At 72.6% G+C, this 26,539-nt stretch carries 23 protein-coding genes; 16 read left to right on the forward strand and 7 right to left on the reverse strand.

Annotation, left to right across the window (positions count from 1 at the left end; genetic code table 11):
- Nucleotides 1–20: 20 nt before the first annotated feature.
- Nucleotides 21–1,682 carry an acyl-CoA dehydrogenase family protein gene (locus tag OHS57_RS29795; RefSeq protein WP_328583873.1) on the reverse strand — a complete coding sequence of 554 codons (1,662 nt, stop codon included), beginning with the start codon at nucleotides 1,680–1,682 and terminating at the stop codon, nucleotides 21–23.
- 17 nt (nucleotides 1,683–1,699) lie between these two features.
- Here OHS57_RS29795 and OHS57_RS29800 point away from each other — a divergent pair, with 17 nt between their 5' ends.
- The gene (locus OHS57_RS29800) at nucleotides 1,700–2,842 is read left to right on the forward strand and encodes a YihY/virulence factor BrkB family protein (protein WP_078863752.1); all 1,143 of its coding nucleotides are present in this window, start codon (nucleotides 1,700–1,702) and stop codon (nucleotides 2,840–2,842) included.
- Nucleotides 2,843–2,865: 23 nt separating this feature from the next.
- A complete protein-coding gene (locus OHS57_RS29805; protein WP_328583874.1) occupies nucleotides 2,866–3,609 on the forward strand; it encodes a DUF6597 domain-containing transcriptional factor in 744 nt (247 codons plus the stop codon).
- On the opposite strand, the gene OHS57_RS29810 is transcribed toward OHS57_RS29805, so the two are convergent.
- Nucleotides 3,549–3,941, reverse strand: a complete 393-nt coding sequence (locus OHS57_RS29810; protein WP_328583875.1) for a VOC family protein — start codon at nucleotides 3,939–3,941, stop codon at nucleotides 3,549–3,551. The two genes, OHS57_RS29805 and OHS57_RS29810, sit on opposite strands and share 61 nt — an antisense overlap.
- 157 nt (nucleotides 3,942–4,098) lie before the next feature.
- On the opposite strand from OHS57_RS29810, the gene OHS57_RS29815 reads away from it, so the two are divergent.
- Both OHS57_RS29815 and OHS57_RS29820 read left to right on the forward strand, forming a co-directional pair.
- The gene (locus OHS57_RS29815; protein WP_328583876.1) at nucleotides 4,099–4,869 is read left to right on the forward strand and encodes a response regulator transcription factor; all 771 of its coding nucleotides are present in this window, start codon (nucleotides 4,099–4,101) and stop codon (nucleotides 4,867–4,869) included.
- A gap of 11 nt (nucleotides 4,870–4,880) precedes the next feature.
- Nucleotides 4,881–5,987 carry a sensor histidine kinase gene (locus OHS57_RS29820; protein ID WP_443043107.1) on the forward strand — a complete coding sequence of 369 codons (1,107 nt, stop codon included), beginning with the start codon at nucleotides 4,881–4,883 and terminating at the stop codon, nucleotides 5,985–5,987.
- 157 nt (nucleotides 5,988–6,144) lie between these two features.
- Here OHS57_RS29820 and OHS57_RS29825 read toward each other — a convergent pair whose 3' ends face one another.
- Entirely contained in the window at nucleotides 6,145–7,050 is a 906-nt protein-coding gene (locus tag OHS57_RS29825) for a S1 family peptidase (RefSeq protein WP_107070123.1), read from the reverse strand.
- A gap of 684 nt (nucleotides 7,051–7,734) precedes the next feature.
- Here OHS57_RS29825 and wrbA point away from each other — a divergent pair.
- The 4 genes from wrbA (at nucleotide 7,735) to OHS57_RS29845 (ending at nucleotide 10,170) form a co-directional block, all read left to right on the forward strand.
- Nucleotides 7,735–8,352: an NAD(P)H:quinone oxidoreductase gene (gene wrbA / locus OHS57_RS29830; protein WP_041992203.1), complete on the forward strand. Its 618-nt coding sequence runs from the start codon at nucleotides 7,735–7,737 to the stop codon at nucleotides 8,350–8,352.
- Between the two features lie 233 nt (nucleotides 8,353–8,585).
- Nucleotides 8,586–8,951: a YkvA family protein gene (locus OHS57_RS29835; protein ID WP_041997015.1), complete on the forward strand. Its 366-nt coding sequence runs from the start codon at nucleotides 8,586–8,588 to the stop codon at nucleotides 8,949–8,951.
- Complete coding sequence (gene ligD, locus OHS57_RS29840) at nucleotides 8,912–9,898, forward strand: non-homologous end-joining DNA ligase (RefSeq protein WP_328583878.1); 987 nt, start codon at nucleotides 8,912–8,914, stop codon at nucleotides 9,896–9,898. Before OHS57_RS29835 ends, ligD begins: the two co-directional genes overlap by 40 nt.
- Before the next feature lie 92 nt (nucleotides 9,899–9,990).
- Entirely contained in the window at nucleotides 9,991–10,170 is a 180-nt protein-coding gene (locus tag OHS57_RS29845) for a CsbD family protein (RefSeq protein WP_041992209.1), read from the forward strand.
- Nucleotides 10,171–10,290: 120 nt separating this feature from the next.
- On the opposite strand, the gene nhaA is transcribed toward OHS57_RS29845, so the two are convergent.
- Nucleotides 10,291–12,183 carry a Na+/H+ antiporter NhaA gene (nhaA, locus tag OHS57_RS29850; RefSeq protein ID WP_328583879.1) on the reverse strand — a complete coding sequence of 631 codons (1,893 nt, stop codon included), beginning with the start codon at nucleotides 12,181–12,183 and terminating at the stop codon, nucleotides 10,291–10,293.
- A 90-nt stretch (nucleotides 12,184–12,273) separates the two neighbouring features.
- Here nhaA and OHS57_RS29855 point away from each other — a divergent pair, with 90 nt between their 5' ends.
- Nucleotides 12,274–12,858, forward strand: a complete 585-nt coding sequence (locus OHS57_RS29855; RefSeq protein ID WP_328583880.1) for a TetR/AcrR family transcriptional regulator — start codon at nucleotides 12,274–12,276, stop codon at nucleotides 12,856–12,858.
- Between the two features lie 31 nt (nucleotides 12,859–12,889).
- Here the strand turns inward: OHS57_RS29855 and OHS57_RS29860 are convergent, their stop codons facing one another.
- Complete coding sequence (locus OHS57_RS29860; protein WP_328585202.1) at nucleotides 12,890–14,080, reverse strand: winged helix DNA-binding domain-containing protein; 1,191 nt, start codon at nucleotides 14,078–14,080, stop codon at nucleotides 12,890–12,892.
- A 68-nt stretch (nucleotides 14,081–14,148) separates the two neighbouring features.
- Here OHS57_RS29860 and OHS57_RS29865 point away from each other — a divergent pair, with 68 nt between their 5' ends.
- The 7 genes from OHS57_RS29865 to OHS57_RS29895 all read left to right on the forward strand — a co-directional run bounded on the left by OHS57_RS29865 (nucleotide 14,149) and on the right by OHS57_RS29895 (nucleotide 21,791).
- On the forward strand, nucleotides 14,149–14,595 hold the full coding sequence (locus OHS57_RS29865; protein WP_328583881.1) for a MarR family winged helix-turn-helix transcriptional regulator: 447 nt from the start codon (nucleotides 14,149–14,151) through the stop codon (nucleotides 14,593–14,595).
- A gap of 59 nt (nucleotides 14,596–14,654) precedes the next feature.
- A complete protein-coding gene (locus tag OHS57_RS29870; protein WP_041992225.1) occupies nucleotides 14,655–15,488 on the forward strand; it encodes an undecaprenyl-diphosphate phosphatase in 834 nt (277 codons plus the stop codon).
- A gap of 113 nt (nucleotides 15,489–15,601) precedes the next feature.
- A complete protein-coding gene (locus tag OHS57_RS29875) occupies nucleotides 15,602–16,033 on the forward strand; it encodes an ATP-binding protein (RefSeq protein WP_328583882.1) in 432 nt (143 codons plus the stop codon).
- A gap of 211 nt (nucleotides 16,034–16,244) precedes the next feature.
- Entirely contained in the window at nucleotides 16,245–17,465 is a 1,221-nt protein-coding gene (locus OHS57_RS29880) for a hypothetical protein (RefSeq protein WP_328583883.1), read from the forward strand.
- A gap of 83 nt (nucleotides 17,466–17,548) precedes the next feature.
- A complete protein-coding gene (locus OHS57_RS29885) occupies nucleotides 17,549–18,424 on the forward strand; it encodes a hypothetical protein (RefSeq protein WP_328583884.1) in 876 nt (291 codons plus the stop codon).
- Nucleotides 18,421–19,482, forward strand: a complete 1,062-nt coding sequence (locus OHS57_RS29890) for an ATP-binding protein (protein WP_041992232.1) — start codon at nucleotides 18,421–18,423, stop codon at nucleotides 19,480–19,482. Before OHS57_RS29885 ends, OHS57_RS29890 begins: the two co-directional genes overlap by 4 nt.
- An 11-nt stretch (nucleotides 19,483–19,493) precedes the next feature.
- Nucleotides 19,494–21,791 carry a hypothetical protein gene (locus OHS57_RS29895; RefSeq protein WP_328583885.1) on the forward strand — a complete coding sequence of 766 codons (2,298 nt, stop codon included), beginning with the start codon at nucleotides 19,494–19,496 and terminating at the stop codon, nucleotides 21,789–21,791.
- On the opposite strand, the gene OHS57_RS29900 is transcribed toward OHS57_RS29895, so the two are convergent.
- Nucleotides 21,769–22,695: a hypothetical protein gene (locus tag OHS57_RS29900; RefSeq protein WP_328583886.1), complete on the reverse strand. Its 927-nt coding sequence runs from the start codon at nucleotides 22,693–22,695 to the stop codon at nucleotides 21,769–21,771. The genes OHS57_RS29895 and OHS57_RS29900 overlap by 23 nt on opposite strands.
- Before the next feature lie 120 nt (nucleotides 22,696–22,815).
- Nucleotides 22,816–26,481 carry an FxSxx-COOH system tetratricopeptide repeat protein gene (gene fxsT, locus OHS57_RS29905; RefSeq protein ID WP_328583887.1) on the reverse strand — a complete coding sequence of 1,222 codons (3,666 nt, stop codon included), beginning with the start codon at nucleotides 26,479–26,481 and terminating at the stop codon, nucleotides 22,816–22,818.
- Nucleotides 26,482–26,539: the final 58 nt, after the last annotated feature.

Raw genomic sequence — 26,539 nt, forward strand, 5'->3', positions numbered from 1 at the left:
TCATGCTCCGGCGCCCCGCGTCACGGCGCGACGGGCCGCGCCCGCTCCACCACCGGGGCCAGATCGAGCCCGTACGGCAGGGTGCCGAAGGCCGCGCCCCAGTCCCCGCCGAGCCGTGAGGCGCAGAACGCGTCGGCCACCTGCGGCGGCGCCCAGCGCACCAGCAGCGACCCCTGGAGTACCAGCGCCATCCGCTCCACCAGCCTGCGCGCCCTTGTCTCGATCCCGTTCAGGTCGGCCAGTTCCGTCAGCAGGTCCTTGATCGCCCCGTCGAGACGGTGGTCGGCGCCGCGCGCCTTGCCCACCTCCGTCAGGAACGCGTTCACCGCATCCGGTTCACGCTGCAACGCCCGCAGCACGTCGAGCGCCTGCACATTGCCCGAGCCCTCCCAGATCGAGTTGAGCGGCGCCTCGCGCAGCAGCCGCGGCATGCCGGACTCCTCCACGTAGCCGTTGCCGCCCAGACACTCCAGGGCCTCCGCGACCAGCGGCGTCGTTCGCTTCGTCACCCAGTACTTGGCGATCGGCACGGCCAGCCGCAGGAACGCCCGCTCCTGCCCGGCCTCGACGCTGCCCGTCGAGCCGTACGACCGGTCGTACGCCGAGGCGAGCCGCATCGCGAGCGTCGTCGCCGCCTCCGACTCCAGCGCCAGATCGGCCAGGACGTTGCGCATCAGCGGCTTGTCGACCAACTCGCCCCCGAACGCGGTGCGGTACGTCGCGTGGTGCACCGCCTGCGCCACGGCCTGCCGCATCAGCGCCGCGCCCCCGAGCACGCAGTCGAGCCGGGTCGCCGCCACCATCTCGATGATGGTGCGCACCCCGCGCCCCTCGTCGCCGACCCGGCGCGCCCACGTGTCGTCGAACTCGACCTCGCCCGACGCGTTCGAGCGGTTGCCCAGCTTGTCCTTGAGCCGCTGGATCCGGAACGTGTTGCGCTCCCCGTCGGGCAGCACCCGCGGCAGCAGGAAACAGGTCAGCCCCTCCGGTGCCTGCGCCAGCACCAGGAACCCGTCGGACATCGGCGCGGAACAGAACCACTTGTGCCCGGTGAGCAGATACTCGCCCGCCGCGTCCAGCGGCCGGGCGGCCGTCGTGTTGGCCCGTACGTCGCTGCCGCCCTGCTTCTCCGTCATGCCCATCCCGAAGAGCACCCCCGGCTTCTGCCCGGCGGGCAGCAGGTCGGGCTCGTAGCTGTGCGAGAGGAGCTTCGGCTCCCACTCCGCCGCGAGCGCGGGATCGGTGCGCAGCGCCGGCACGGCCGCGTGCGTCATCGACACCGGGCAGCCGTGGCCGGCCTCGGCCTGCGACCAGACGAGGAACCCGGCCGCGCGCCGCAGATGGCCGCCCGGCCTGCTCCAGGCGTCCGTCAGACCGGCGGTCACCGCGTGCCCGAGCAGCCGGTGCCAGGCCGGATGGAAGTCGACCTCGTCGATTCTGTTGCCGTACCTGTCGTGGGTGCGCAGCTTCGGCGGGTTCTCGTTGGCCTGCGTCGCCCACTGCTGCGCCTGCGCCGATCCCGCGGCGAGACCGAGCGTCGTCAGCTCCTCCTCGGCCGTGTCGAGGAGGTCCGGCGCGAGATGGCGCCCGACGGCCTCGGCCAGCGCCCGGTCGGCGGCGAATACGTCGTACCCCACCAGGGGCGGGACCTGGTTGGTCACTGTGTGAGTGGTGGCTGCCATACGGCTACGGTAAGGATGTGCAGGCAGCAAAAGAAACACCCGAGCGGCCATCGGGGCGGCTCCACCGGGCCCGAGTGCTCTACCGCAACGTCTCGAAGCGGAAGATGGCGTGGCTGCTGCTGAAGGACACGGTCAACTCCTGCATGGAGTACCGCATCCTGGGGCTCGCCGCCGAGGCGGCGTTCTTCACGCTGCTCTCGCTGCCGCCGCTGCTCCTCGGCATGATCGGCCTGTTGGGGTACGTGGACGACTGGACCAACACCACGACGGTCGCCTCGCTGGAGAAGAGCATCCTCTCGGCGGTCGGCACGGTCCTCTCCGACCGCGGCGTGAACCAGATCGCCAAACCGCTGCTGGCGGACATCAACCACGGCGGCCGGCCCGATGTCATCTCCATCGGCTTCGCCATCGCCCTGTGGTCGGGGTCGCGCGCGGTCAACGTCTTCGTCGACACGATCACCGTGATGTACGGGCTCGACGGCAGGCGCGGCATCGTGGCGACCCGGCTGCTCGCCTTCCTGCTCTACCTCGCCGCCCTGGTCATCGGCTCGGTGGTGCTGCCGCTCGCCGTCGTGGGACCCGACAGGGTGGTCGAGTTCGTGCCCGGCGGCACGGAAGTCGTCAGCATCCTCTACTGGCCCGTGGTCAGCCTGCTGTCCATCGCCTTCCTCACCACGCTCTACCACGTGTCGGTGCCGGCCCGTTCCGCGTGGCTGGAGGACGTCCCGGGTGCGCTGGTCGCGCTCGCCATCTGGGTGCTCGGCAGCTTCCTGCTGCGGATCTACCTCACCAGCACGGTGGAGGGCCCGACGATCTACGGCTCGCTGGCCGCGCCCATCGCCGTGCTGTTGTGGATCGGTATCTCCGCCTTCGCCGTCCTGGTCGGCGCCGCAGTCAACGCGGCCATCGACCGGGTCTGGCCGTCCCTCGCCACGGCCGCCGCCCGCGCGTCCAACGAACGTCTGCGGGCCGCCCACGCCGCCGAGTTGATGGCCCGCGCCGCCGCCGCTGGCCCCCCGGCCGACGAGGAGGCCGGCGCCGACCCCGACATGCCGTCGGAGTTCCCGGAACGCTGGTCGCGCTTCCTGCCGCCGGACGACGTGAAGTCCCGGGTACGGTCCCGGCTGCACGCCCCACGGCACAAGAACCACAAGCACTGAGCGACGGCGTTAGCCTGATCGGTATGTACCGGGAGTGGACGTCGCGGCTGCTGGAGGGCGCCGTCGTCTGGACGAAGACCGTGCCGGACCGTGCGGCCACGGCGCCCTATCCGGTGCTCCCCGACGGCTGCATGGACCTGCTGTGGGCCGACGGCAGGCTGCTCGTCGCGGGGCCCGACACCCACGCGCACACCGGCGACGGGCTCGGCGGCTCCCGCTTCACCGGCGTGCGCTTCGCGCCGGGCACGGCGCCCGCCGTCCTCGGCGTACCGGCGCACGAACTGCGCGACCGGCGGGTGGACCTCGCAGACCTGTGGCCCGCCGCCGGGGCGCGCGAGAGTGTGGAGCGGCTCGCCGCCGCCGCCGACCCCGCGGCCGTCCTGGAGGCCGTCGCCGCGCGCAGGGCCGCCGGGAGCGGGCCGCCCGACCCGCTGCTGCGGGCCGTGGTCGAGGGCCTCGACGCGGGCCGTACGGTCGCGGCGACCGCCGAAGCGGTCGGCCTCGGCGCCCGCCAGCTGCACCGCCGCTCGCTGGACGCCTTCGGGTACGGCCCCAAGACGCTCGCCCGTATCCTGCGCCTGCAGCGCGCCCTGGCGCTCGTACGGGCCGGGACGCCCTACGCGCAGGCCGCGCTGGACGCGGGCTGCACCGACCAGGCGCATCTCGCACGGGAGACGCGCGAGCTGGCCGGGCTCACACTCGGCGCCTACGCGGCGCTGGCGTACAGCGAGACCGAGCAGCCGTCCGGGTCGAGCACCGTCGCGTAACGCTGCCCCCAGACCGCGTCCCACGGCTTCAGATGGCCCCGGTACCCGGCGCCGGTCAGATCCGCGTAGATCGAGTCCACGTCGGCGGGGCTGTCGCAGGAGAAGGCCAGCGAGAGCCGCTCACCCTCGCGGGGCGCCGTCCAGCCGGGGTCGAAGGAGCGTACGACGTCCTCCGTGTCCCACAGCAGCCGCACCCCGCCGGGCAGCACCGCCTCCGCGTGGGGCGCGGTGTCCGCGTCGGCGGGCACCTCGACGCCGAGCCTGCGGTAGAACGCGAGGGAGGCCGCCATGTCGGAGACGACCAGGCCGATCACATCAAGTCGTGGAGTCATGCCCCCACCGTAGGCAGCGGGGCGCGGACGGGTCTTGTACGAATCGGACGTCGTGGCCGCCGGTTCGTGGCCGCTGGTTCGTGGCCGGGCCCTCCGTCATGGTTTCGTAAGAGGTGAACGGCGGTGCACCGGCCACCGCCCGAGGAGACTTGCGCGTATGCACACCATCCTGGTCGTCGACGACGACCCGACCGTCTCCGAGGTCGTCACCGGCTATCTGGAACGGGCCGGCTTCGCCGTCGACCGGGCCGCCGACGGGCCCGAGGCGCTGCGGCTGGCGGCGGGGAACCCGCCCGCGCTGGTCGTCCTCGATCTGATGCTGCCCGGCATGGACGGTCTTGAGGTGTGCCGGCGGCTGCGGGCGAGCGCCGCCGTGCCCGTCATCATGCTGACCGCGCGCGGCGACGAGGACGACCGCATCCTCGGTCTGGAGATAGGGGCCGACGACTACGTCACCAAGCCCTTCAGTCCGCGCGAACTCGTGCTGCGCGTCGAGTCGGTGCTGCGCCGCGGCACCCACGCCCGGCAGGGCGGCGCCGCCGGGCCCGAGCTGCGCTCCGGCGGGCTGACCCTCGACCCCGCGGCCCGCAGCGCCACCAAGGACGGCAGCCCGCTGGCGCTGACCCTGCGCGAGTTCGAACTGCTCGCGCACCTGATGACGCACCCGGGGCTCGCCATCGCCAGGGAGCAGCTGATGCACGACGTGTGGGGCTGGGAGTTCGGCGATCTGTCGACGGTCACCGTCCATGTGCGGCGGCTGCGCGGCAAGATCGAGGACGATCCGGCGAGGCCCCGGCTGATCCGGACGGTCTGGGGGGTCGGCTACCGCTTCGACGCACCGCCCGAGCAGCCGGCCGGGGAGCCCTTCGAGCAGCGCGCGGGGCAGTCCGCCGAGCAGCGCACCGAGCAGCCCACCGACAGGAGCTGACCGTGCCCCCCATGCTCGCCATCGTGCTGATCGCCTTCGCCGGCGCAGCCGCCGCAGGCCTGGTCGGAGCGGTCGCGCTGCGGCTGCTGCGGGACCGCTCGGTCACCGTCGGGCTGACCGTGGTCGCCGCCGTCGCCGTCACCGCGATGCTCGCCGGGACGCTGGGCGTCGCCCAGGCGATGTTCCTGTCCAGGCACGACCTGTCGGTCGTCACCACGGTCACAGCGATGGCGGCCGCGGTCTCGCTCGCCACCGCGCTGCTGCTGGGCCGCTGGGTCGTCGCCCGCAGCCGCGATCTGGCCCTCGCCGCCCGGTCGTTCGGCGACGGCGGCAGCTTCGACGCGCCCGGCGGCCCGGCCACGGCCGAACTCACCGAGCTGAGCAGGGAGCTGGCGGCGACCAGCGCGAAGCTCGCCGTCTCGCGGGAGCGTGAGCGGGCCCTGGAGACCTCGCGGCGCGAGCTGGTCGCCTGGATCTCGCACGACCTGCGCACCCCGCTGGCCGGGCTCCGCGCCATGTCGGAGGCGCTGGAGGACGGTGTGGTGCCGGACCAGGCCCGGTACTTCCGGCAGATCAGCGCCGAGGTGGCCCGGCTCGACTCGATGGTCGGCGATCTCTTCGAACTCTCCCGTATCCACGCGGGTTCGCTCGCCCTCACGCCGACCCGGATGTCGGCGTACGACCTGGTGGGGGAGGCGCTGGCGGGCGCCGATCCGGTGGCCAGGGAGCACGGGGTACGGCTGGTCGGCGCCGATGTCGAGGCCGTCCCGATCGAGGTGGACGGCAAGGAGATGACGCGGGTCCTCGCCAATCTGCTGATCAACGCCATCCACCGGACCCCGGCCGACGGCACGGTCGCCGTCGCGGCCGAGCTGCGCGCCGGTTCCGTCGTGCTCTCCGTCACCGACGGCTGCGGCGGTATCCCGGCCGAGGACCTGGCCCGGGTCTTCGACACCGGCTGGCGGGGTACCGAGGCCCGTACGCCGCCGGGCGGCGCCGGCCTGGGGCTCGCGATCGTCCGGGGCATCGTGGAGGCCCACGCGGGCCGCGCAGCCGTCCGCAACGTGGCGGGCGGCTGCCGGTTCGAGGTGACGCTCCCGGCGCCCGCTGTGGGCTGACGGCCGGAGCGGCGACGCGGCGGGCCGCGTCCGAGGACGCGGCCCGCCGGTATCAGTGGTGATGGGTGGAGCGGATGCTGCCTGACTGCTCAGCGGCGACTAGTGCCGTGACCGGCAATGTTTGCCCGCGACAGGGCAAAGCTTGCCGGGAGGGGTACTAGTAGACGCTGACCCCGTACACGCTGAGGGCCTCGGTCACCGGCTGGAAGAACGTGGTGCCGCCGGAGGAGCAGTTGCCGCTGCCGCCGGAGGTGGTGCCCAGCGCCACGCTGCCGGCGAAGAGCGGACCGCCGCTGTCGCCGGGCTCGGCGCAGACGTTGGTCTGGATGAGGCCGGAGACGGTGCCCTCGGCGTAGCGGACGCTGGCGTTCGTGGCCTGGACCGTGCCGGTGTGCACGCCCGAGGTCGAGCCGCTGCGGGTCACGCGCTGACCCACGGAGGCGTTGCCCGCCGACGTGATGTCCTGGTAGGAGCCGTTGTAGAGGGTGACACGGCCGTCGTTCGGCGCAGCCTGGCTGAGCCGGATGATGCCGTAGTCGTTGCCGGGGAAGCTGGAGCCCGCGGTGCTGCCGAGCACCGTGCTCTGCGACGAGTTGCTGTACCAGGTCGAGCCGATGTTGGTGCAGTGGCCCGCCGTCAGGGCGTAGTACGTGCTGCCGCTGCGGACGTTGAAGCCGAGCGAGCAGCGGCCGCCGCCGGTGTAGATGGCCGCGCCGCCGGCCAGCAGCTTGCTGAACTTGCCGGCGGTGTGCTTGACGGTGAGCTGCGAGGTGCTGGGGACGGAGCTCTTGATCTTCGCGATGGCCGCGTCGGAGACGGTGCTGTCGACGGTGACGACGACCTTGCCGGTCTTCGCGTCCGTGTACCAGGCCGTACCGGGGGCGGCGGAGGCGCTGACGGCGCTGCTCGTCGCGGCCAGCGTCGAGGCGCTTGCCGAGGGAGCGGTCTGGGCCATGGCGGTCGGGGCCGCAAGCGCGACAGCGGTCACCAGGCCGGATGCGACTGCGATGAGCCGGACTCGTCTGGAGAGCGTGTCGAGGGGGGTAAAGCGCTTGAAGGTCACAACATCCTCCATCAGTGGGGGAAACGCGCGGTCCGACGGGTGGGCGGGCCGCAGTGGTGCGATCGTTCGCGGCCATTCGGTTTTGGCCGTGAACCTGTCAATCGCACGGACTGAATCCTTGGGTCCGGTTGCTTCGATGGCAAGGCCGACTTCCGGACCTACGGCGGGAGTCAGCGCGCGTAGATCCCAAGTCGCGCCGAGGGTGGCCGTGTTGACAGCGACGGGTGGTGAACGCGTGACGGGCCAGTGAATTGCTGCAAAGTGCCCGGCGGCGGGAAAGTGACCTCCCGGTGGACGCCGACACCCCTGCCCAGCACGCGCGTTGGGTCCCCGCGCGATTCGGCCATGCGGCCGGGGCGTCGCAATCACACACGGCTCACCGAGGGTGTCCGGATCCTGACTCGGCGCGGTCGGGAATGGGTGTATGGGCCCGGCAGTACGGCGCCGCAGGGGTGGCGGCGGTCCGTTTGTGCGCCGTGTTACCGAATTGCGCCCGAGTGGATCATGGCTGGATCTCGACAGTCGCGCGTCGACGCGGCGGAACCGGTGCGCATTCCGCCGCGGGGCGTGAGGGTGCTCACGGCGACGGCCGGGGGAAAGTGGTTTACCGTTAAACCAACATATCGGCACGTCATCGCCGTGCGCATGTCGTCATGCGCGTATCCGGCGCGGAAAGGCCCCACCATGAGTGACCCCGTAAAGCTCGCCGTCGTCTACTACTCGGCCACCGGAACCAACACCGAAGTGGCCAAGGTGCTGGCAGAGACCGCCGAGAAGGCCGGCGCCGAGGTGCGGGTACGCCGGGTCGCCGAGCTGGCCCCGCAGGCCGCCATCGACTCGAACCCGGCCTGGGCCGCGAACCACGCGGCGAGCGCCGACATCGCCGTCGCGACCCCCGAGGACATCGAGTGGGCGGACGCCGTGATCTTCGGCAGCCCCACCCGTTTCGGCAACATCTCCTCCCAGCTCAAGCAGTTCATCGACACGCTCGGCGGGCTGTGGGCGCAGGGCAAGCTGGCCGACAAGGTCTACTCGGGCTTCGTCTCCTCCGCGACCCGGCACGGCGGCCAGGAGTCCACGCTGCTCGCGCTCTACAACTCCTTCCACCACTTCGGCGGCATCGTCGTGGCCCCCGGCTACACGGACCCGGTGAAGTTCGCCGACGGCAACCCGTACGGCACCTCGCACATCGACGCCCAGGGCAACAACCCGGTCAACGACGAGACCCGTGACGCGGCCCGCGTCCAGGCCGACCGCGTCGTGCGCATCGCGCGGCAGCTGAAGGCGGGCGCGGCGGCCTGACCCGGCCGCAAGGCGGCGGCCGCGGGCAAGGCGGCCGCGGGTACGGCAAGGACAGCAGGGGCGGCGCGCCCCGCCGGGAGTCAGGACCCGGCGGGGCGCGCCGCCCCTCGCTACGCTCGTCACGCCCCGCCGCGGGCACGGCCGCTGACGGACAATCAGTGGCCGGGACCCGGGTGGCGCGCCGCGCCGGGGGTATCCGGTACCGGAGGCCGACCCCGAAGGAGGAGATCACCATGAGCCGTGAGCTCCAGATCCTCATTGCCGTCGCCGCCGTCGTGGTGGCAGTCACCGTCGGCTTCGCGATCGTCCTGGCGGTCCGCCTGGTGCGGACCAGGCGCCGGCTGCGCGCCTCAGGACTGCCGGTCCAGAACCGCTGGGTGTTCTGGGCGGCGATGATCTATCTCGTACTCCCCACCGACCTGGTGCCCGACCCCGTGTACCTGGACGACATCGGGGTCCTGATGCTCGCGCTGCGCTCGATGCGCTCCTCGGAGGGCAAGCTCCAGTACGCGCTGCGCTCGCGAGGCGGCAAGGGCGAACTGCCCCGATCATCGAAAGCATGGCCACGTCCGACCGAAGCGCCGCCGACCCGGCACTGATCAGGCCGATGCTGGCGGTCCCAGGACCGCTCCCGGCCGACGACGAGCGCGCCCCCGACGGGAGCGCGCTCTGGGCGTACGAGGTCAAGTGGGACGGCGTGCGGTGCGTCGTCGAGGTCGCGTCCGACGCAGCCGTACGGCTGACCACCCGCGCGGGCAACGACGCGACACCCCGCTACCCCGAACTGGCCTCCCTCGGCGCGCAGCTCGGCGGCAGGGCCGCGGTCCTCGACGGTGAGGTCGTGGTGCTGGACGCCAAGGGGCGGCCGGACTTCGGGCTGCTCCAGCGCCGGATGGGCGTGACCAACCCGCGCAGGGCCGCGCGCCTGGCTGTCGAGTACCCCGTCCATCTCGTCCTGTTCGACCTGATGTGGCTGGACGGCACCTCCCTGCTGGGCAGGACCTACCGGGAGCGCCGGGCGGCCCTGGCCGCCCTCGGCGTCTCGGGCCCCAACTGGTCCGCCCCCGGCTACATCGAGGGGCACGGCCAGGAGGCCTGGGACGCCACCCTGCGCGGCGGTTTCGAGGGCGTCGTGGCGAAACGGCTCTCGTCCCGCTACACCCCGGGGCTGCGCTCACCCGACTGGCGCAAGACCAAGCATCTGCTGACCGTCGATGTGATCATCGGCGGCTGGGCCGAGGGCCGCGGCGGGCTCGCCGGGCTGCCGGGAGCGGTGCTGGTGGGCCTCGCGGAGCCCGAAGGGCTGCGGTACGTGGGCGCTGTCGGGTCCGGCATGTCCGAGCGGGAACGGCACGACCTGGCGCGCTATCTGGGCGTGATCCCGCGCGGCGGCTCGCCCTTCGCCAACCCCGTGGACGTACCGGCCCCGCACTGGGTCGAGCCCCGGCTCGTCGCCGAGATCACCATCTCCGGCTGGACCTCGGGCCGGGTCGTCCGGCAGCCGGTCTGGCACCGGCTGCGGCCCGACCTGACCCGGCTCGGCTGATCGGTCCGGCCGAAAAACCGATGTTTGGCCCTCCGGATCGCGGCCATGCGAAGGGTGTCCACCGATTTCGAGTACGTCAGGACGTGATTGTTGTGACCGCGAAGAAGAACCAGAAGACCGAGGCCAAGGTCGAGCAGATCAAGGGCAAGACCAAGGAGACAGTCGGCCGCGCGGTGGGCAACGAGCGCATGACGGCCGAAGGCCGCGCCGAGGCGGCGAAGGGTGACATGCGGCAGGCGAAGGAGAAGGGCAAGGACGCCTTCAGGCACTGACCGCACAGCACCACCCGTAACCGCAGCACCAGCAGACCGCGCCACGGGCCCGGCGGACGGCACGACCGTCCGCCGGGCCCACGCCGTTGTCCCTGCCCGGAAGGACCGGTGCGAGGACCGTCAGGACGGCGGCACCAGCGCCGCCCGCTGCCGCGCCTCGCGCACCGCGGCCGAGAGATGGCCGATGTCGTAGGCGCCCCGGTGCCGGCGGCCGTTGATGAAGAACGACGGCGTCCCCGACACCCCGCTCAGATCTGCCGACTCCACGTCCTCGGCGATCCGTGCCGCGCCGCGCCTGTGCCGTATGTCGCGCCGGAACCGCTCCATGTCGAGCCCGAGATCCGCCGCGTACCGGTGCAGATCCGGCGCCCGCAGCGCGTCCTGGTGGTCCAGCAGCAGGTCGTGCATCTCCCAGAAGGCGTTCTGCTCGGCCGCCGCCTCCGACGCCTCGGCGGCGAGCTGCGCCTGCGGATGGACATCGGTGAGCGGCAGATGCCGCCACACGTAGCGGACGTCCCCGAAGTCGGCCAGCAGCTCGCGGACGATCGGCTCCGCCTGGCCGCAGTAAGGGCATTCGAAGTCGCCGTACTCGACCACCGTGACCGGCGCCTCCATCGGCCCGCGCACCTTGTCGCGCTCCGGGTCGACGGGCACCGCGAGGTCGACGATCAGCTCCGTCGTCCCGAGCAGCGCGCGGTTGCGCCGGTGCTTGGGCAGCCGCCCGATCACCGCGGTCACCGCCCAGGTGACGGCGAACGCGCCGATCAGCCCGCTGAGCGTGCCGATCTTCGCCTCCTCCAGCTGGTCGCCCCTGAAGGCCAGCGTCGCGATCAGCAGCGAGACGGTGAATCCGACACCGGCGCTCGCGCCGCCCGCCAGCGTCGCGCCCCAGCCGACCGGCGGCCGCAGCCGGCCGCCGCTGACCCGGGTGGCCAGCCAGGACGCCCCGAAGATGGCGACCGGCTTGCCGACGACGAAGCCGCACAGGATGCCCAGCGTGATCGGGGAGGTGAACGCGTTCGCCAGCTCGCTCCCGGTGATCCGGATGCCCGCGTTGGCGAGCGCGAACAGCGGCACGATCACATAGCTGCTCCACGGGTGGTACATCCGCTGGAGCCGTTCGTTCGGCGAGATCGCCGAGGCGAGCCCCAGCCGCGCCGAGCGCTCCAGCTCCGGGGTCGGCTGCTCGCGGAACAGCCGGAAGAGACCGCTGGCCCGCTCCAGATCGCTGCGGGCCGCCGGATACGCGTAGGTGAGCAGCCCCATCGCCAGACCGACCACGATCGGGTCGACCCCCGACTCCAGCATGGCCACCCAGGCGACCACCGCGAGCAGCGCGTACGCCCCGCCGCGCCGCAGCCCCGCGAGGGTGATCACCAGGACGACGGCCAGCGCGCCGACGGACACCAGCAGCCCCGGCAGGACGATGTGGTCGCTGTAGGCGACCCCGATGACGACGAGCGCCACGAAGTCGTCCACGACGGCGACCGACAGCACGAACATCCGTACGGCGGCCGGCAGTCGCTTGCCGAGGAGGGCCAGCATGCCCAGCGCGAACGCGGTGTCCGTGGACATCGCCGCGCCCCAGCCGTGCGTCGTGCCGTGCCCGGCGTTGAAGGCGAGGAAGATCCCGACCGGCAGCAGCATCCCGCAGATCCCCGCCACGAAGGGGAGCGCGACCCGGCGCCGCTCACGCAGCTCGCCCATGTCGAACTCGCGGCGCGCCTCCAGGCCGACGACGAAGAAGAACACCGCCATCAGACCGCTGTTGACCCACTCGCGCAGCTCCAGCGTGACGCCGTACGAGCCGAGGCGCAGCGCCAGATCCGTCCGCCACACGGTCTCGTACGACGCGAGGCTGATGTTGGCCCAGACGAGGGCGGCGACGACGGCCGCGAGCAGTACGGCCGCGCTGCCCGTCTCCGTACGAAGGAAGGAACGGAACGGCGTGTGCGCGTCGGCGCCGCCCGCTGTCGTACCCGAGTGGTCGGCGCCCGCTGAGGATTCGGTCACTCCGCGATTCTCCCTTTCGGCCGTCGGCCCGCTGCCCGGCGGCGCGCCCGGCGATTGCCACCATACAGACCTGTCTAGTACCGTTGGCGCATGGCGACGAAGTCTGCGGATCGAACGACGGCGCGCGAGCGGCTGCTCGATGCGGCGGAGGAGCTGTTCTACGGAGAAGGTGTCCGCACGGTCGGTATCGACCGGGTCATCGCCCAGGCGGGCGTGGCCAAGGCGAGCCTCTACAACACCTTCGGCAGCAAGGACGAACTGATCCGCGCCTATCTCGAACGGCGCCACGCGCGCTGGGCGCAGCGGATGACGACCCGGCTCGCCGCCGACTACGACACCCCGCGCGAGCGGCTGGTCGGCGTGTTCGACCTGCTGGCCGAGACGTTCGTCGCCCCCGCCTTCAACGGCTGCCACTTCGCGAACGCGAGCGCTGAGGCCACCCCCGGCAGCCCGGTCGTGGAGGCCACCGACTCCTTCCGGCAGGACCGCCGCCGGCTCCTCACCGAGCTGGCCCGTGAGGCGGGCGCCGCCGACCCCGACCGGCTCGCCCGCAACCTGACGCTCGTCTCCGACGGCGCGACCGTCGCCGCCCGGCTGGACCACGACCCGGTGGGTGTCGCCGCCGACGCGCGCGCCATGGCGGCGACGCTGGTCGAAGCGGCCATCCCCGCCTGAGCCCCGCCTGAGCGCCCCCTGCCCCCCGGCTCTATCCGGCGGCCAGTTCGTCCTCCAGCCAGGTACGGCCACGGGTGCGCGGGCTGAGCCGTACGCCGGCCAGCAGCGGCGCCAGCCGGTCCGCCTCCGCCCGCACGGCGGCCTCGGCGTCCGCCCCGACGTCCTCAAGGAAGCGGCAGACGATCGTGCCCGCGCCGTCCTGCGCCCAGCCGCCGACGATCCGGCCGTTCCACCACACCGAGGGCCCGATGTTGCCCGCCCGGTCGAACAGCCGGGGCCCGTGCGCGCCGAGGAACCAGCCGCGCTCGTGCCACCCCATCGGGGTCGAGTCCAGCGCGGGCAGCAGCGCGGCCCACGGCTCGGGCTCCGGGGTGTCCGCCAGGTCGTCGGCGAGCAGCAGCCCCGTACCGCCGCCGTCGCCCAGCTCCACCTCCACCGGTGCGAGCCGGGTCAGCGCCCGCCGGGTCTGTGTCTTCGTCCACCCCGCCCACCAGCTCAGATCCTCGGCGGTCGCGGGGCCGAAGGCCCGTAGCCAGCGCTCGGCCAGTGCCGCCTCGGCGTCCTCGGCGTCCCACTCGGCGAGCCCGCCGGGGAACCAGTCGGTCAGCGGCGCCCAGCGGTACTGGTGCGAGGTCCAGGAGCCGCGCGGCCGGCCGCGTACCACCCGTCCTTCGGCGGCGAGCAGCAGCAACAGCCTGCTCGCGACGTTCTGCCGGCCCTCGTAGCTCTTGCCGCGCGACAGCACGATCTGCGTGCTCAACCGGGGATCGTCACCGGCCAGTTCGGCCGCGGTCGCCTCGCCGCGCGCGGTGAGCGCCCGCAGCGCGGCGTCCTCCGCACCGGCGAGCCAGCTCAGCACCCCGGCCTCGTCGTCGGCCACGCCCGATTCGGCCAGATAACCCAGCAGCTTGCGCCGCTCGCGCGCGGCGACCGTACGGGAGCAGGCGGCCTGCAGCACCGGGGCCACGTCGAGCGAGGTGACGAAGACGGTACGGCGCATCCCCAGCAGCCGGATCAGCGAACGGTCCTCGTACAGCGCGCGCTCCACGGCACCGGCGGCGCCGTCGTTCATCCGTACCCAGGCCGCGACATGGACCGACGACGGGTCGGTGCTGTGCAGGGCCACCAGATCGCGGGCCACCTCCACCGGATCGTCCGCACGCGCCGCACCGGCCAGCCGGTGCCGGACCGCCAGTCTCGCGCGCCGCTGCGCCACCTCGATGCGCCGCACATCCGCTCCCTCGTTCGGCTTGGACCCTTCGGCCCGATCCGTCAGCTTAGGGTGACCGCATGGACGAGACGCCCGAGGACATCACCGAGCGGTCCTCGCTCACCGCACACGAACTGCGGGTGGTCCTCAGCCGGCTGCGCGGCCGGCTCCAGGAGGTCACCGGTGCCCACGATCTCACCCCCGCGCAGACCTCCGTGCTCGGCAGGCTGGCGGGCGGCGCCGCGTCCGCAGGTGATCTCGCGGCGGTCGAGCGGGTCCGCCCGCAGTCCATGGCCGCCACGCTGGCCGCGCTCGACCGGCACGGGCTGCTCCGGCGCGACCCCGACCCGGGCGACGACCGCAGGCAGCTGATCAGCCTGAGCGAGGCGGGCGGCGCACTCGTCCAGGGGCAGGCGCAGGCGCGTGCCGACTGGCTGGCCGGAGAGATCCAGGAGCGCTGGACCCGGGCCGAGCGCGGCACCGTACGGGAAGCGCTGGCTCTGCTGGACCGGCTCACCCCGGCATGATCCGGTCGCGGCGATCGTCTACAGTGCGGTAGACCATCTGCTGTCCGGAAAGAGACCCGATGAGCGTGATCAGTATCGGCCAGGCCGTGATTCTCGGAGCCGTCGAGGGGGTGACGGAGTTCCTGCCGGTCTCGTCCACGGGCCATCTGAAGATCACCGAAGGGCTGATGGGCATCCCGGTCGACGACGACTCGGTCGTCGGCTTCTCCGCCGTCATCCAGGTGGGCGCCATCGCGGCCGTGCTCGTCTACTTCTTCAAGGACATCGTGCGGATCGTCGGCGCCTGGTTCCGGGGCCTCGCGCACCAGGACGAGCGGCAGAACCACGACTACAAGTTCGCCTGGTGGGTCATCTACGCGACGATCCCGATCGTCATCGTCGGCCTGGCGGCCAAACCGCTGATCGAGGGGCCGCTGGCGTCGCTTTGGGTGGTGGCGGCCTCGCTGATCGTCGGCAGCGGGGTGATGTGGGCCGCCGACCAGATGGGCAGGCACCGGCGCGGTGAAGCCGACACGACCTTCAAGGACGCGATGCTGGTGGGCAGTTCGCAGATCCTCGCCCTGCTCTTCCCCGGCTTCTCGCGGTCCGGCGCGACCATGTCCACCGCGCTCATCCTCGACCTCGACCGGGTGGCGGCCACCCGGCTCTCCTTCTTCCTCGGCATCCCTGCCCTCACCGGCGCCGGTATCTACGAGCTGAAGGACGCGCTCGGCACCGGCACCGGAGCCGGGCCGCTGGTCGTGGGCACCCTCGTGTCGTTCGTCGTCGCCTACGCGTCGATCGCCTGGCTGCTGAAGTTCGTGGCCAAGCACTCCTTCAACGCCTTCGTGATCTACCGCATCGTGATCGGGCTGCTGCTCTTCGGCCTCCTCGGCGCGGGCGCCCTCAACTGATCCGGGGGCCGGTGCCTAGCCCGGCCGTAACGGGGTATCCGGCCGGTGGTCGCAAAAACTACCCACGCCGACCGCGCGGGTCTCTGGGGGGAGCAGCCATGGAGCGGACTGCATTGAACAGCACACGCGGGGCGGCAGCCGCGAACCAGTCGCCGAAGGGTGGCATCGCGTTCGACGGCGAACCGGGGATGATCGCCGAGGCGCGTCATTTCACCGCGGATTTCCTCGCCCAGGTCCGCACCGGCTACGGCGAAGCCCTCTCCGGCCGGCTCATCGGCACCGCGCAGCTCGTGGTGAGCGAGCTGGTGACCAACGCGCGCAAGTACGCCGTCGGCCCCTGCCTGCTGGACCTCGAACTCGCCGACGACATGGTCGAGATCACCGTCTGGGACAGCAACTCCACGCTGCCGCTCGCCCGCGCCGCCGACCCCGGCCGGGTGGGCCAGCACGGAATGGAGATCATCCTCTCGCTGTGCGACGGGTTCGACGTACGGCGCGAACTCGTCGGCAAGCGCATCACCGTGCGACTCGCGGTCGCCGCCTGAAGGTTCGGCGGCCCCCGGTGCCGGGCATCGTGACAGAGGGACCCGCTCCGGCGGCGATGCCCCGCGCTCACCCTCGGACACAATCAGGTCGATACGGGCCATAAAGCGCCAACCTCCGGGTGAACGGCGGGAGTTCTGCTTTCCGCCGGTGCTCCGTCCCCATACGATTCAGTCGCGCGCGTGCGCGCACGCCGGGGGAGGGGGAGGGGCATTGGCGACATCCGAACGTGCCCGGTCCTTCTCGCTGCCGGGTCCCGTGCCGCCCGTCGTGCTCGGCGGGGCGGCCGCGCTGGTCCTGGGCGTCGCCCTCGGTCTCCTACTGGACCCCACGGCGCTGGTCGGCACGACCGGGTACGTGTTCTGCGCCGGTTTCCTGCTCGCCGTCGGGCTCTACGGCAGCACCTACGGCATCGACATCAAGGCGCTCCGCGCCGACCTGGCCGGTGTGCTGGCGGCCGTGACCCTCGGCGTCGTCCTCAAGGCGGCGCTCATCGCCGGCGTCATGGTGCTGGCCCTCGGCCGGCCCGAGTACCTGGTCCTCGGGATCGCGGTGGCCCAGATCGACCCGCTCTCCGTCGCCGCCCTCGGCCGCAGCGGCCAGATGTCCGACCGGGCCCGTTCGCTGCTGACCGCCTGGGCGTCGTTCGACGACCCGATGACCGTCCTGCTGACGCTGTACGCGGCGGGCTACGCCTACACGGCGTCGGGCCGTACGGGCGTGCCCGCCGTGACCGGCGGCGGTACGCGCGGCTACGCGACCGGGCTCGCGCTGAACGCGGCCCTGCTCGCGGTCGTCCTGCTGCTGTGGTGGGCCGGGCGGAAAGCCGCCCCGGCCCTGGCCGCCGCGCCCCGGGGCCGGGGCGCCGGACTCCTGCTCGCCGGGCTGCTGGTGGTGGCGATGCTGCTGGTCGCCGCGGGGAACATGCTGATGCTGGCCGTGGCCGTCGCCGGGCTCGTCGTCCGCACGGCGGCGTTCGACAAGATCCTCGGCCGGGCCGTCACGGGCGCCTTCCTCGCCGCTTTCCTCGCCCTCGGGCTCTTCCTGGCGCAGGGCGTCCGGCTGTGGCCGGGACTACTGCTCGGGGTGTCCGCCTTCGCCGCCCAGGCGGTGGTGGCGCTGCTCGTCATGCCGCTGTTCGTACGCGGTCTCGACCGGCGGGACCGGATCGCGCTCGGTCTCGCCCAGCAGAACGGCATCACGGCCGTCCTCATCGCGCTCACCCTGGAACGTGACTTCCCCGGCACGGTCGCCGTCGTCGGCCCCGCCGTGGTCACCGTCAACCTGCTCTACGGCGGCTCGCGGCTGCTGCTCGCGCACCCGCCCCGGCTGTGGGGGTCCGGCCCGCGCGCCCGCCGCCGCAGGACCGGCGACGAACGGCCCCCCGCACCCGCCGAACCCCAGCCGGCCGGCTGGCCGGACTCCCTGACCTGAGCACGGCCGGTACGGCGGGACAGGACAGCCACGCGAGACGGGAAGGACCGGCACACCGGAGCGGCCGGACGGGGAGGGCGCGCATGAGACAGCGGGAAAGGCGCAGCCGGCGGGCGGCGCCGCTGCGCCGGGCCATGATCGTGGGACTCCTGTTGACGGCGGTCACCGCGCCGGCCGCCGCCACTGCCGCCGCCGACGACGGCGGCAAGGAGCGCGATGTGCGGCTGGTCTACTGCCTGGACGACTCCCACCGTGCGGGGCTCGCTTCGGCCGCGGTACGGCTGGGCCTGCTGAAGCCCGGTGCGACGGCCGACGGCGCCGTCGAGCCCACCGGCGGGCCGGCCGCCCCGATGACGCTCACGGCGTGGGCCGAGCGGCGCGACGACGACTTCGGCCGAGCCTGCGACGCGCTCATGGCGGCCGGCTCCGAGTCGCCGGGCTCCGCGCCCGAGGGCGAGGGCGGCTGGCTGGCGAGCCTCCTGACGCAGTGGGCGCAGCTGCCGCTGGTGGTGCTCGGCGCCCTGCTGACCCTGCTCGTGCAGTTCTGGGACCGGAGCCTCGGCGAACGGCGGTCGTTCAAGAAGCGGTTGGAGACCTCCCGGCAGACGTTCCGGTCGGCGGCGCGGCTCTACCTCGCCGCGTACGAGCGCGACCCGAAAGCCGACCACGCCGAGCTGCTGGCCGCCCGCGAGGCGCTGACCGGTGCCTTCGCCGAGGTGGAGGGGACCGGGGCCAGGGGCAGGGCGGCCCGGCGGCTGGCCGACGGGCTGCCGCTGTCCCAGCGCCTGCCGGAGAACGGCGAAGGGGTGCCGCTCGGCTCCGACGGCAGAAAACACGAAGCGGACCGGGTACGGCAGTTGATGGACCGTCAGCTCCCGCAGGCGTCGGACCTCAGCCGGACCTTCGTGTACTGGTGGTGGCGCGCCCTGCGGGACCGTCCGACCGGGAGCGGCGTATGACACCGGTCGAGGACAACCCGTACGGGGTGCGGGTGCCGGGTCGCAGACACAGCCTGCCGGGCCTGGAAACCCCGCCCACCGACGACCACCCGCTGGTCCCGTGGGACGAACCGGGCCACACGGCCCAGTGGGTCGACGTCGACCACGCGCGCGAGCAGGTGGCCCGCTTCGGACAGCAGACCCTCGACCGGCTCGGCGAGCTGGTGACCCCCGGCGTCGGCGCGGGGCGGCTGGTGGTCGTGAGCGGGCCGCGCGGGATGGGCAAGACCACCCTCATCCACCGGTGCATATACGAGGCGGGCGAGTACATCGCGCGGCTCTCCGGCGCCGGCAGTCCGCCGGCACTGCGCCGCATCGTCGCGATGACCGGCGGATACCGCAACACCGGGTCGGGGATCAGCATCGACGAGAACGGCGACTTCGCGGCGATGCCGGTCGTCAACGGCAACATCCGCGACCAGATCCACGCCACACTGTGCCGCCACTTCGAGGACGTCAAGATCGACCCGGCGATAGCCGAGGAGCCGCCGGCGAAGGCGTTCGGCGCGATCAGCGTCCTCCTCACCCAGCAGGACGCGCTGCTGTTCGCGGTCATTCCGCACATCGACTGGAAGGACGCGGGGGTGCGCACCAACTTCCTGAAGACCTGTCTGAACCACGCGCGGACCCGGATCGTACTTTTCGTCGAAGTGAGCCAGGAGACGAACGAGGCGGCGGAGGCGGTCATCGGCGAACTGCCGGACGGCGCGGTCACCCATCTCGCGCTCGGCCAACTGACGTCGGAGGACACCGTGAAGTTCAGCGCGGGCCCGCACCACAGCCGCCCCCAGGACCTGCCGCCCGCCGTCAGGGCCGGACTGATAGCGGCTCATGACGCCCAGCAGCCCGCCGACGTGCGGGAACTGCGGCAGGTCTTCTACGCGGCCGCCGAACGGCGGCGGCACGGAGCGGCCGGTACGCCGATCACCGCCGACGAGCTGAGCAGGCACTGGCAGCCCGGCGCGCCCGACCTCAGGTCCCTGACCCGGCACAGCCCCCAGACGTCCACCGGATCATAAGGAGTGCCTCCATGACCACCGGCAGTGGCTACAGCTGGCACCGCAACCCCTTCCCGCTGATACCGGTCGTACGGCTCGGTCCCTCGGCCGACCTCGGTGACGCGCCGGTGACGGCGGCCGACTCGGGCAACGCGAGCATCGCGACGCCCACGTCCGACCAGCTGAACCGGCTGGTGGACGACTACCTGGTGGAGAATCCGACCGGCGGCAGGCGCGGCCGGGCCATCGCCGTCGTGGGCAGCTTCGGCCTCGGCAAGAGCCATGTGCTGCGGCAGATCTACACCTCGCTCAGCAGGCGTCCGGACGGCCCCGCCATGTGGATCGTCGACGAGCCCGCCCAGGACATGGGCCGGATGTACCGCGACCGGCTGCGCGGGCCCGGCGACACCCCGCAGGGGCGGCGCGCCTTCGAGGAGCTGGTCAGGGACTACTACGCGTACGTGACGGCCAACCGCGTCGGCGAGCAGGGCGGCGACCCCCGGCTCGGCAGCCTCGACGAGATCGCGGCCGGACTGCGCGACCGCAGCCTCGACCCGGGCAAGGTGGTCTCGGCGCTGCGCTACGACCCGGAGGTGATTCACGCCGATCTGCGCGGCAAGCTGGGCGAGATCACCGAGCACCGCCGGTTCGCCACCGCGCTGGCCCTGCTCCAGGACCCCCTGTTCACCCGGCTGGTGTGGGCCTGGCTCAACGGCGAGGAGCCCGCCGAGGCACTGCGCGAGCGGGGCATCACGGAGGCCATCGTGCCGCCGTCGGGGAGCGGCCGGCCGGACACCGCCGCCGGCATCGACCAGGTCTTCGACGCGCTGGCGGTGCAGGGCTTCATGCACGGCAGGGTCGGCAGTCCCTACGTACTGCTCGTGGACGCGCTGGAGAAGGTGCTCGACTGGCCGCAGGACAGCAGGCGCGTCTTCGTCGATGCCTTCGAACGGCTGGTCAACATCTACGTCAGCCGCGGCGGCCTGCTGATCTTCTGCATCTCGGCGGCCGGGCTCCAGGAACTGCGGCCCAGTCTGCACGAGCGGTTGCTCCAGGTGTGGCCGGAGGGATTCACCAGGGAACTCACCGGGGAGCTCGTCGCCGCCTACGTCGAGGCGGGCCGCCGCGGCGAGGACGAGGCGTCGGCCCCGTTCGCCGAACTCTTCGGCGCCGACACCCTGCGGACGCTGCACGAGCAGACCGAGGGGCTGCCGCGCGAGATCCTCAAGACCTGCAGCCAGGCCTGGCTGTTCAGCGAGGACACCCACGGCGCGGTACGCGAAGTGACCCCCGCCGCCGTCCTCAGAGCCGTCCGCGCCCTGCACGAGAAGGTCTCCCGTGACCAGGTCGCCGCCGTCGTGCACGACGCGCTGAGCCTCGGGCAGTGGCGCATCGCCTCCCGCGATCCGGTGCCCGCCCGGATGTCGTCCCCGCAGCCGCCCGACGCCTCGGACCCCGCCGAGGAGGTGGTCTACTGGCTCGCCCCCGCGCCGAAGGCCCTGCTCGCCGTCATCGTCACCCGCTCCGTACTCGGCGCCGAGGACGCGGAGCGGGTCGCCGCCTATGTGCAGGGCCTGCGGAACGCCGTGCTGCCCGCCCGCTTCGAGGCGCTGATCGTCGTCAACGGCCATGTCCCGCAGCACATGCAGGACCGGCTGAGCCGGCTGGTCGGATCACCGCCGCTGGTCTACCGGCAGCCCGACTTCGACCGGAAGGTGAACGACGCCCTCGAACGGCTCGCTGGACGGCTGGCCGACGGCGGGCGCGCGACGGAACTGGAACAGCTGGGCGAGCGGATGCGCCGCGAACTCGCCCAGCAGAACGTCCAACTGGCCGAATTACGCCAGGCCATGACCTCCCTCGCCCGGGACACCGGCACGCCGGAACCCGCGGCGGCGACCGGGCACCCCGCTGAACCCGAGGCGCCGGCCGACAGCCTGCCGGGCCCGGTCGCCCGCCGCTTCCAGGAGACGCTCTCGGTCCTCGACGCCGTCACCCGCGAACTGGCGGCGGGGGAGCGGGCTGCGCGGCGCACCGTCACCCAGCCGGAGCTGAGCAAGCTCGGCTGCGCCACCCTGACCCGGACCCTCACGGAGACCTTCCGCAGCTCCGTCGCGGACTGGCACCGGACGCCGGGGTCCGGCGCGCCCGCCGGCGACCGGTGGGACGAACTGCGCCGGATCTGCCGGGAGTACGAGAACGCCGTCGAGGTGCTGCCCGTCCATCTGCTCGGCAATCCGGGCCCGCCGCATCCGCTGACCGCTGCCCGCTCCGTCGAGGTGCTGGCCGAGGAGGTGTGGGAGACGCTCAGCGCTGCCGCGGCAGCGTGACCCTGTGCAGGGCCGCGGCGAGCCGGGTCAGCCGGTCCTCCGCCGGGCGGACCTGCGTCTGGTCGAGGGTCACCCCGACGACGAACTCGTCGGGCGACGGCCAGGTCACGAACACGGCGCCCTCCTGCACGTCAAGCACCAGACGCTCCACCACCGGCTGATCGGCGCCGGGGATCGCGACCAGGCACAGCGCGTCGGCCAGCCGGGCCAGATGGCTGCCCAGGCTGAACGCGAGATCGCGGTAGGCGGTGCGCCGGGTGCGCACACTGACGTCCATGAAGCGCGGGCCGAGGTCGGGCGCGTCGAAGACATCGCCGACGCAGACCAGCGTCCGATCCCGGTAGTACGCGGCGTACTGCAGGTCCGAGGTGCTGAGATGGCTGCCCCACAACGCGCGCAGCCGCTGCTCGTACGGGCCGTCCGGCTCGGCCGCCGTACCGTAGTCGACCCGCAACTGGGCACTCAGGGGCGTGTCCTGGACCGGCGCCGACTCGGGCCCGCCCAGCATCTCGCTGGGCAGCTTGTGCACCTGCGTGCGGATCCGGGTGACCAGCTCGTTCATGGCCTCGTCCATCGCCGGTACGTCGTCCGGCGCGTCGGCCACGGCCGCCACGTACTCCCCGGGCTTGACGCGGCCGCCCCACAGACCGCCGCCCGCGTTGGCGACGACCGTGCGCATCAACTCGCCCGTGCCCAGGGGGCGCAGGAGCGAGCCGAGATCCTGGGTGCACAGCAACAGCCGGCTGCCGGCCAGCGACTCGTCCTGGAGGTCGTCACCGTTCTCCAGGAGTGTGCTGCTGAGCGGCGCCCGCCGGGCGCGGCACACCACGAAGTCGAGGGTGCCCGCGCTGTAGTGCGAGAGTGACCGGACGGCGGGCGTGGCAGCGGCGGTTTCCTGTGCCAACTCCGTTACTGTGCCGTGGAGTTGGCTGGACCAGTGATGCTCTCGCAAAGTCTGGGACACGTGCTCCGCCGGTACTGCCACGTCTCCTCGCCCTTTCCGGTTGGCAAAGCTCAAACGCCTTTACAGGCCCGGTAGTTCGTAGTCGACGTCAAATCCCGACGGCGGCTCGGTGCGGGCCCTCGTTGAACCCGTCAGCCAGTCGTGATGGGCCTTCACCCGCCGTGCGTCCGGCCGGTGCCCGATCCCCAGACGCTGCAGCCGGGTGAGGGCATTGTACGCCTGGACGACCGCTTCGTCCGTCTTGCCCGCTGCCGCGAGGGTGACCGCGAGCGAGTTCTCCGCCCCGGCCACCCAGAGGTGGGCATGGCCCAGTTTGTGCGTCAGCACGTTCAGGGCCGACCGGCCCGTCTCCTCCGCCTGGTCGGACCGGCCGAGGGAGCGCAGATACACGCCCTGTCGGACCTGGCAGGCTGCGGTGTACGGATGACCGGGGCCGAACCGGTCGGCCAGCGCCACACCGCACCGGCGTGCCTGCAGCTCGGCGTCCTCGAACTTGCCGAGCGCGTGCAGGTCGGCCGCGTAACTGAACCGGCAGCGCAGCGTGTCGAACCGGTCGGCGCCGAAGCGGCTCACATACAGGTCCAGTGCCCGCCGGTCCCGCTCGTGGGCCCCCTCGAAGCCGTACCTCGGGTCCTTCGTCGCGGGGTAACCATCCGCGAGACGGCGCTCGCTGACGGCGAGTCCGACCTCGGTCCTGAGCCGTGCCAGGTCCCACACGTCGCCGTGGCGGCGCAGCTCCTGGCGCAGCAGATCCCGCGACTCGCCGTCCCTGCCCGTCATCCGGTACAGGTAGGCGAGCAGGTCGGCCGAGCGCCAGGAGGCCGCGTCGTCCTTGCCGCCCATGGACTGCCGGTAACGGAACCGGTCGAGGATCCGGTCGAGCCCCTGGTCGATGCGGCCGGTCAGCGCCTCCGTCAGCGCGAGGTTGTGCTCCACCTGCACGGTCGCCTCGTGCTTCCACCCCAGCAGCAGGGTCAGCCCCTCGACGGCGGGCCGGATCTGCATCAGCGCGTCGTCGAACCGGCCGAGCGCGCGCAAGGTCGCCGCGTGCGAGTCGGCCGACAGGAGCGTACGGGGGTGTACGAGCCCCAGCAGCCTGCGGTGGCCGCGCAGCGCCTGCTCGGACTGGCGCCGCGACTGCTCGTAGTCCCCGACCAGCCGGTGGGCGCGCGCGGTGAGGTTGAGCAGCCGCAGATACTCCGGCGTCTCCTCGTCACCCTCCGGCGCCCAGGCGGCGCGTGCCTTGTCGGCGATGTCCAGCAGCCGGTCCAGGTCGGCGCTCTCCCCGCGCTGGCTCAGCGCGTTGAGATGGCGCAGCAGCGACCGGCGCACCCGGGGCCGGGAGTCCTCCCACAGCCGCAGCGAGTACACCTCGCGCGCCCAGTCGGCCGGCAGGGCCTCCTCGGCGCGCGGTACGTACTCGGCGATGACGCCGCGCAGGACCGACTCGACATGCAGCCGCTCCTGCGGCGCCATTCCGTCGCGGATCAGGTCGCGCAGCGCGTGGTGCTGCGCCAGCGGCTGCTCCTTCCGGTCGAAGTCGACGTCGATCAGGCCCACTTGGGCCAGCGACCACAACGCGACACTCACCATGTGCTCGTCGGGCAGCTGCACGTCGTCCGGATGGGGCTGCACCGTGCTGCCGTTCTCGGGTCCCGCCGAGTCGTCGCGGGCCAGCTCGGACAGAATCCGCCGGGAGCGCAGCAGTTCGAGCCCCATGCCGCGCCCGGTGAGCAGCGAGGCGGCGTTCAGCAGCCAGTCGAGCGGCATGCGCGCCGAGCTCTCCGCGCGCCAGGCGGCGGCCCCCGGCGTGCTCTGCGCCACCCGCCGCGCCACTCGCACCATGACCTCGACGGGCGGCGCCGCCTCCGCCGTGTCGAGGATGTCGGTCTTCGCCGTGCGGAACGCCTCGACGACATCGGCGACCGCGGCCCGGGTCGACGCCTCCTGCCCCATGTGGTCGTCACGCCGGTGGGTCTCGGCGCGCTCGGCCAGACAGTGGGCGGCCAGCCACAGCGCCAGCGGGACGAAGTCCACCACGTTGCCGACCTGTTCGGCCTGCTCCGCGGCGAGTTCCGGCAGCCGCTCCCGCAGCAGGGCCCGGCATTCGGCCGACGTCATCCGGGGCAGCGCCGAGCCCGTCAGCCGCAGACTTCCGCCGTCCTGCGGCGGCGCCGTACGGCCGGTGATCAGCACATGCCCGCGCTCGTGCGGGACGGGGAGCAGATCGCGCACCTCGGCGAAGTCCGCCACGCCGTCGTAGACGATCAGCCAGCTCCCGTCCCGGTCGCTGTCGCCGTCCAGCGGGAAAGCGGGATCCGACAGCCGGCCGAGCAGCTCGGCCACCCCGCCGTCGGCCGCGACGATGCCGAGCAGGCCCGCGAGCCGGGCGAGCCCGCGCCGTACCCGCAGCCGCTCCCAGGAGCGCACCCACCACACCACGTCGTACCCGGCGCCGTAGCGGTGGCACAGCTCCCGCGCGGTCTCGCTCTTGCCCCAGCCGCTCGGGGCGTGCAGCACCAGCGCCGCGTGCTCCTCGCCCGCCGTCCGCAGCTCGCTCGCCAGCTGCGCCAGCGCCGTGTCACGGTCCACGAAGTCGCCGTTGCGCTCGGCGACGTTGGTCACCCCGGGCAGCCGGGGGAAGCGCGCCCCTGACGTACCGTCACGCGGCACCACGGGGCCGAGCCGCAGGCTCGCGTAGAGGATCCGCAGGGCCTCGTCCTCCGTCGTGCCGCGCAGATCGATCCGCTCGTGGTGCGCGGTGTCCGCGTCCGAGAACGGCTCGTCGACGAGGACGATCCGCACGTCCGCGTGGGACAGCGCGGCGACCTGGGCCAGCAGTGTGTCGTCGGCGTCGGGCAGCGAGAGGAACAGCAGCGCCGTGCCGGGGGTGGGGCGTTCCCCCGCGTACATGTCGCTCCTGCGCAGCTCCGTCTCGATGCCCCGGTCACCCAGCCGGTCCGCCAGCCAGGCGGCCCAGGGCACATGGCGTCCCGAGTGCACGACGGTGACATCGCTGAGCGGCAGCGGCCTGCGCTCGCGCAGCCAGTCGGCGAGCTGCGCGTAGTACGGGCGCAGGCCGGTGACCGTACCCGCGTCCTCGTTCTCGACGGCGAGCCGTCTGCTGTCCATGTAGAGCGGGTTGTACGGGATTTCGAGAAACGGAATCTCGCCCTGGCCGCGTGCCTGGGAGAGCGGCCCGAACTTGCGCCGGACCCGTTCGCGCGCCACCCGCAGCCGGTCACGGGACCCGACGTCGCTCTTGAGCCCCAGGGTGAGCAGCCGCAGCGGCCGGGTGGCGCGCACCGCGGACAGGTCCTCGGCGAGCGCGGCCGCGCCGTCGATGGACCACGCGGTCATCGCGAAACAGATGACGACGGAGTCGGCGAACCGCGCCAGCAGGCCGGGCACCGCGGCTCCGGGGGCGTCGGGCACCGGCGCCTCGACGAACACATGGTCGTAACCGGCGGCCACCGGGTCCGAGCCGAGACCGGTCAGTGAGTCCGCGTCCGGACGGACCGCGTACGCCACCGTCCCCGGCGTGGGTTCGGGTACCGGCGGCCCCGCCGCTTCACCCGGCCGGCCGTCCACGATCAGCACACTGCGGTTGCCCTCGGCGAGGATGTCCGCCGCGTTGCGCATGGTGGTGCTGAGCCCGAGGTTCTCCGAGGTGGTGAAGAAAACGGTGAAGGGACCAGAGGGTGCGAAGGGGTCGGCGTCGGGCATGGCCTCTCCGTTCCGTGCGGCGGAGCAAGGAAGGTGGACTTAATGGATATAACGGAAC

This window comes from Streptomyces sp. NBC_00370, from assembly GCF_036084755.1.
Taxonomy (GTDB): domain Bacteria; phylum Actinomycetota; class Actinomycetes; order Streptomycetales; family Streptomycetaceae; genus Streptomyces.

What these genes read in the sequence shown, in the direction of transcription:
- OHS57_RS29895 (WP_328583885.1), top strand. Translation starts at nt 19,494, where the DNA reads ATGACCACCGGCAGTGGCTACAGCTGGCACCGCAACCCCTTCCCGCTG.
- OHS57_RS29815 (WP_328583876.1), top strand. Translation starts at nt 4,099, where the DNA reads ATGCACACCATCCTGGTCGTCGACGACGACCCGACCGTCTCCGAGGTC.
- OHS57_RS29795 (WP_328583873.1), bottom strand. Translation starts at nt 1,682, where the DNA reads ATGGCAGCCACCACTCACACAGTGACCAACCAGGTCCCGCCCCTGGTG.
- OHS57_RS29805 (WP_328583874.1), top strand. Translation starts at nt 2,866, where the DNA reads ATGTACCGGGAGTGGACGTCGCGGCTGCTGGAGGGCGCCGTCGTCTGG.
- OHS57_RS29885 (WP_328583884.1), top strand. Translation starts at nt 17,549, where the DNA reads ATGAGACAGCGGGAAAGGCGCAGCCGGCGGGCGGCGCCGCTGCGCCGG.
- OHS57_RS29870 (WP_041992225.1), top strand. Translation starts at nt 14,655, where the DNA reads ATGAGCGTGATCAGTATCGGCCAGGCCGTGATTCTCGGAGCCGTCGAG.
- wrbA (WP_041992203.1), top strand. Translation starts at nt 7,735, where the DNA reads ATGAGTGACCCCGTAAAGCTCGCCGTCGTCTACTACTCGGCCACCGGA.
- OHS57_RS29890 (WP_041992232.1), top strand. Translation starts at nt 18,421, where the DNA reads ATGACACCGGTCGAGGACAACCCGTACGGGGTGCGGGTGCCGGGTCGC.
- ligD (WP_328583878.1), top strand. Translation starts at nt 8,912, where the DNA reads ATGGCCACGTCCGACCGAAGCGCCGCCGACCCGGCACTGATCAGGCCG.
- OHS57_RS29810 (WP_328583875.1), bottom strand. Translation starts at nt 3,941, where the DNA reads ATGACTCCACGACTTGATGTGATCGGCCTGGTCGTCTCCGACATGGCG.
- OHS57_RS29835 (WP_041997015.1), top strand. Translation starts at nt 8,586, where the DNA reads ATGAGCCGTGAGCTCCAGATCCTCATTGCCGTCGCCGCCGTCGTGGTG.
- OHS57_RS29855 (WP_328583880.1), top strand. Translation starts at nt 12,274, where the DNA reads ATGGCGACGAAGTCTGCGGATCGAACGACGGCGCGCGAGCGGCTGCTC.
- OHS57_RS29820 (WP_443043107.1), top strand. Translation starts at nt 4,881, where the DNA reads ATGCTCGCCATCGTGCTGATCGCCTTCGCCGGCGCAGCCGCCGCAGGC.
- fxsT (WP_328583887.1), bottom strand. Translation starts at nt 26,481, where the DNA reads ATGCCCGACGCCGACCCCTTCGCACCCTCTGGTCCCTTCACCGTTTTC.
- OHS57_RS29865 (WP_328583881.1), top strand. Translation starts at nt 14,149, where the DNA reads ATGGACGAGACGCCCGAGGACATCACCGAGCGGTCCTCGCTCACCGCA.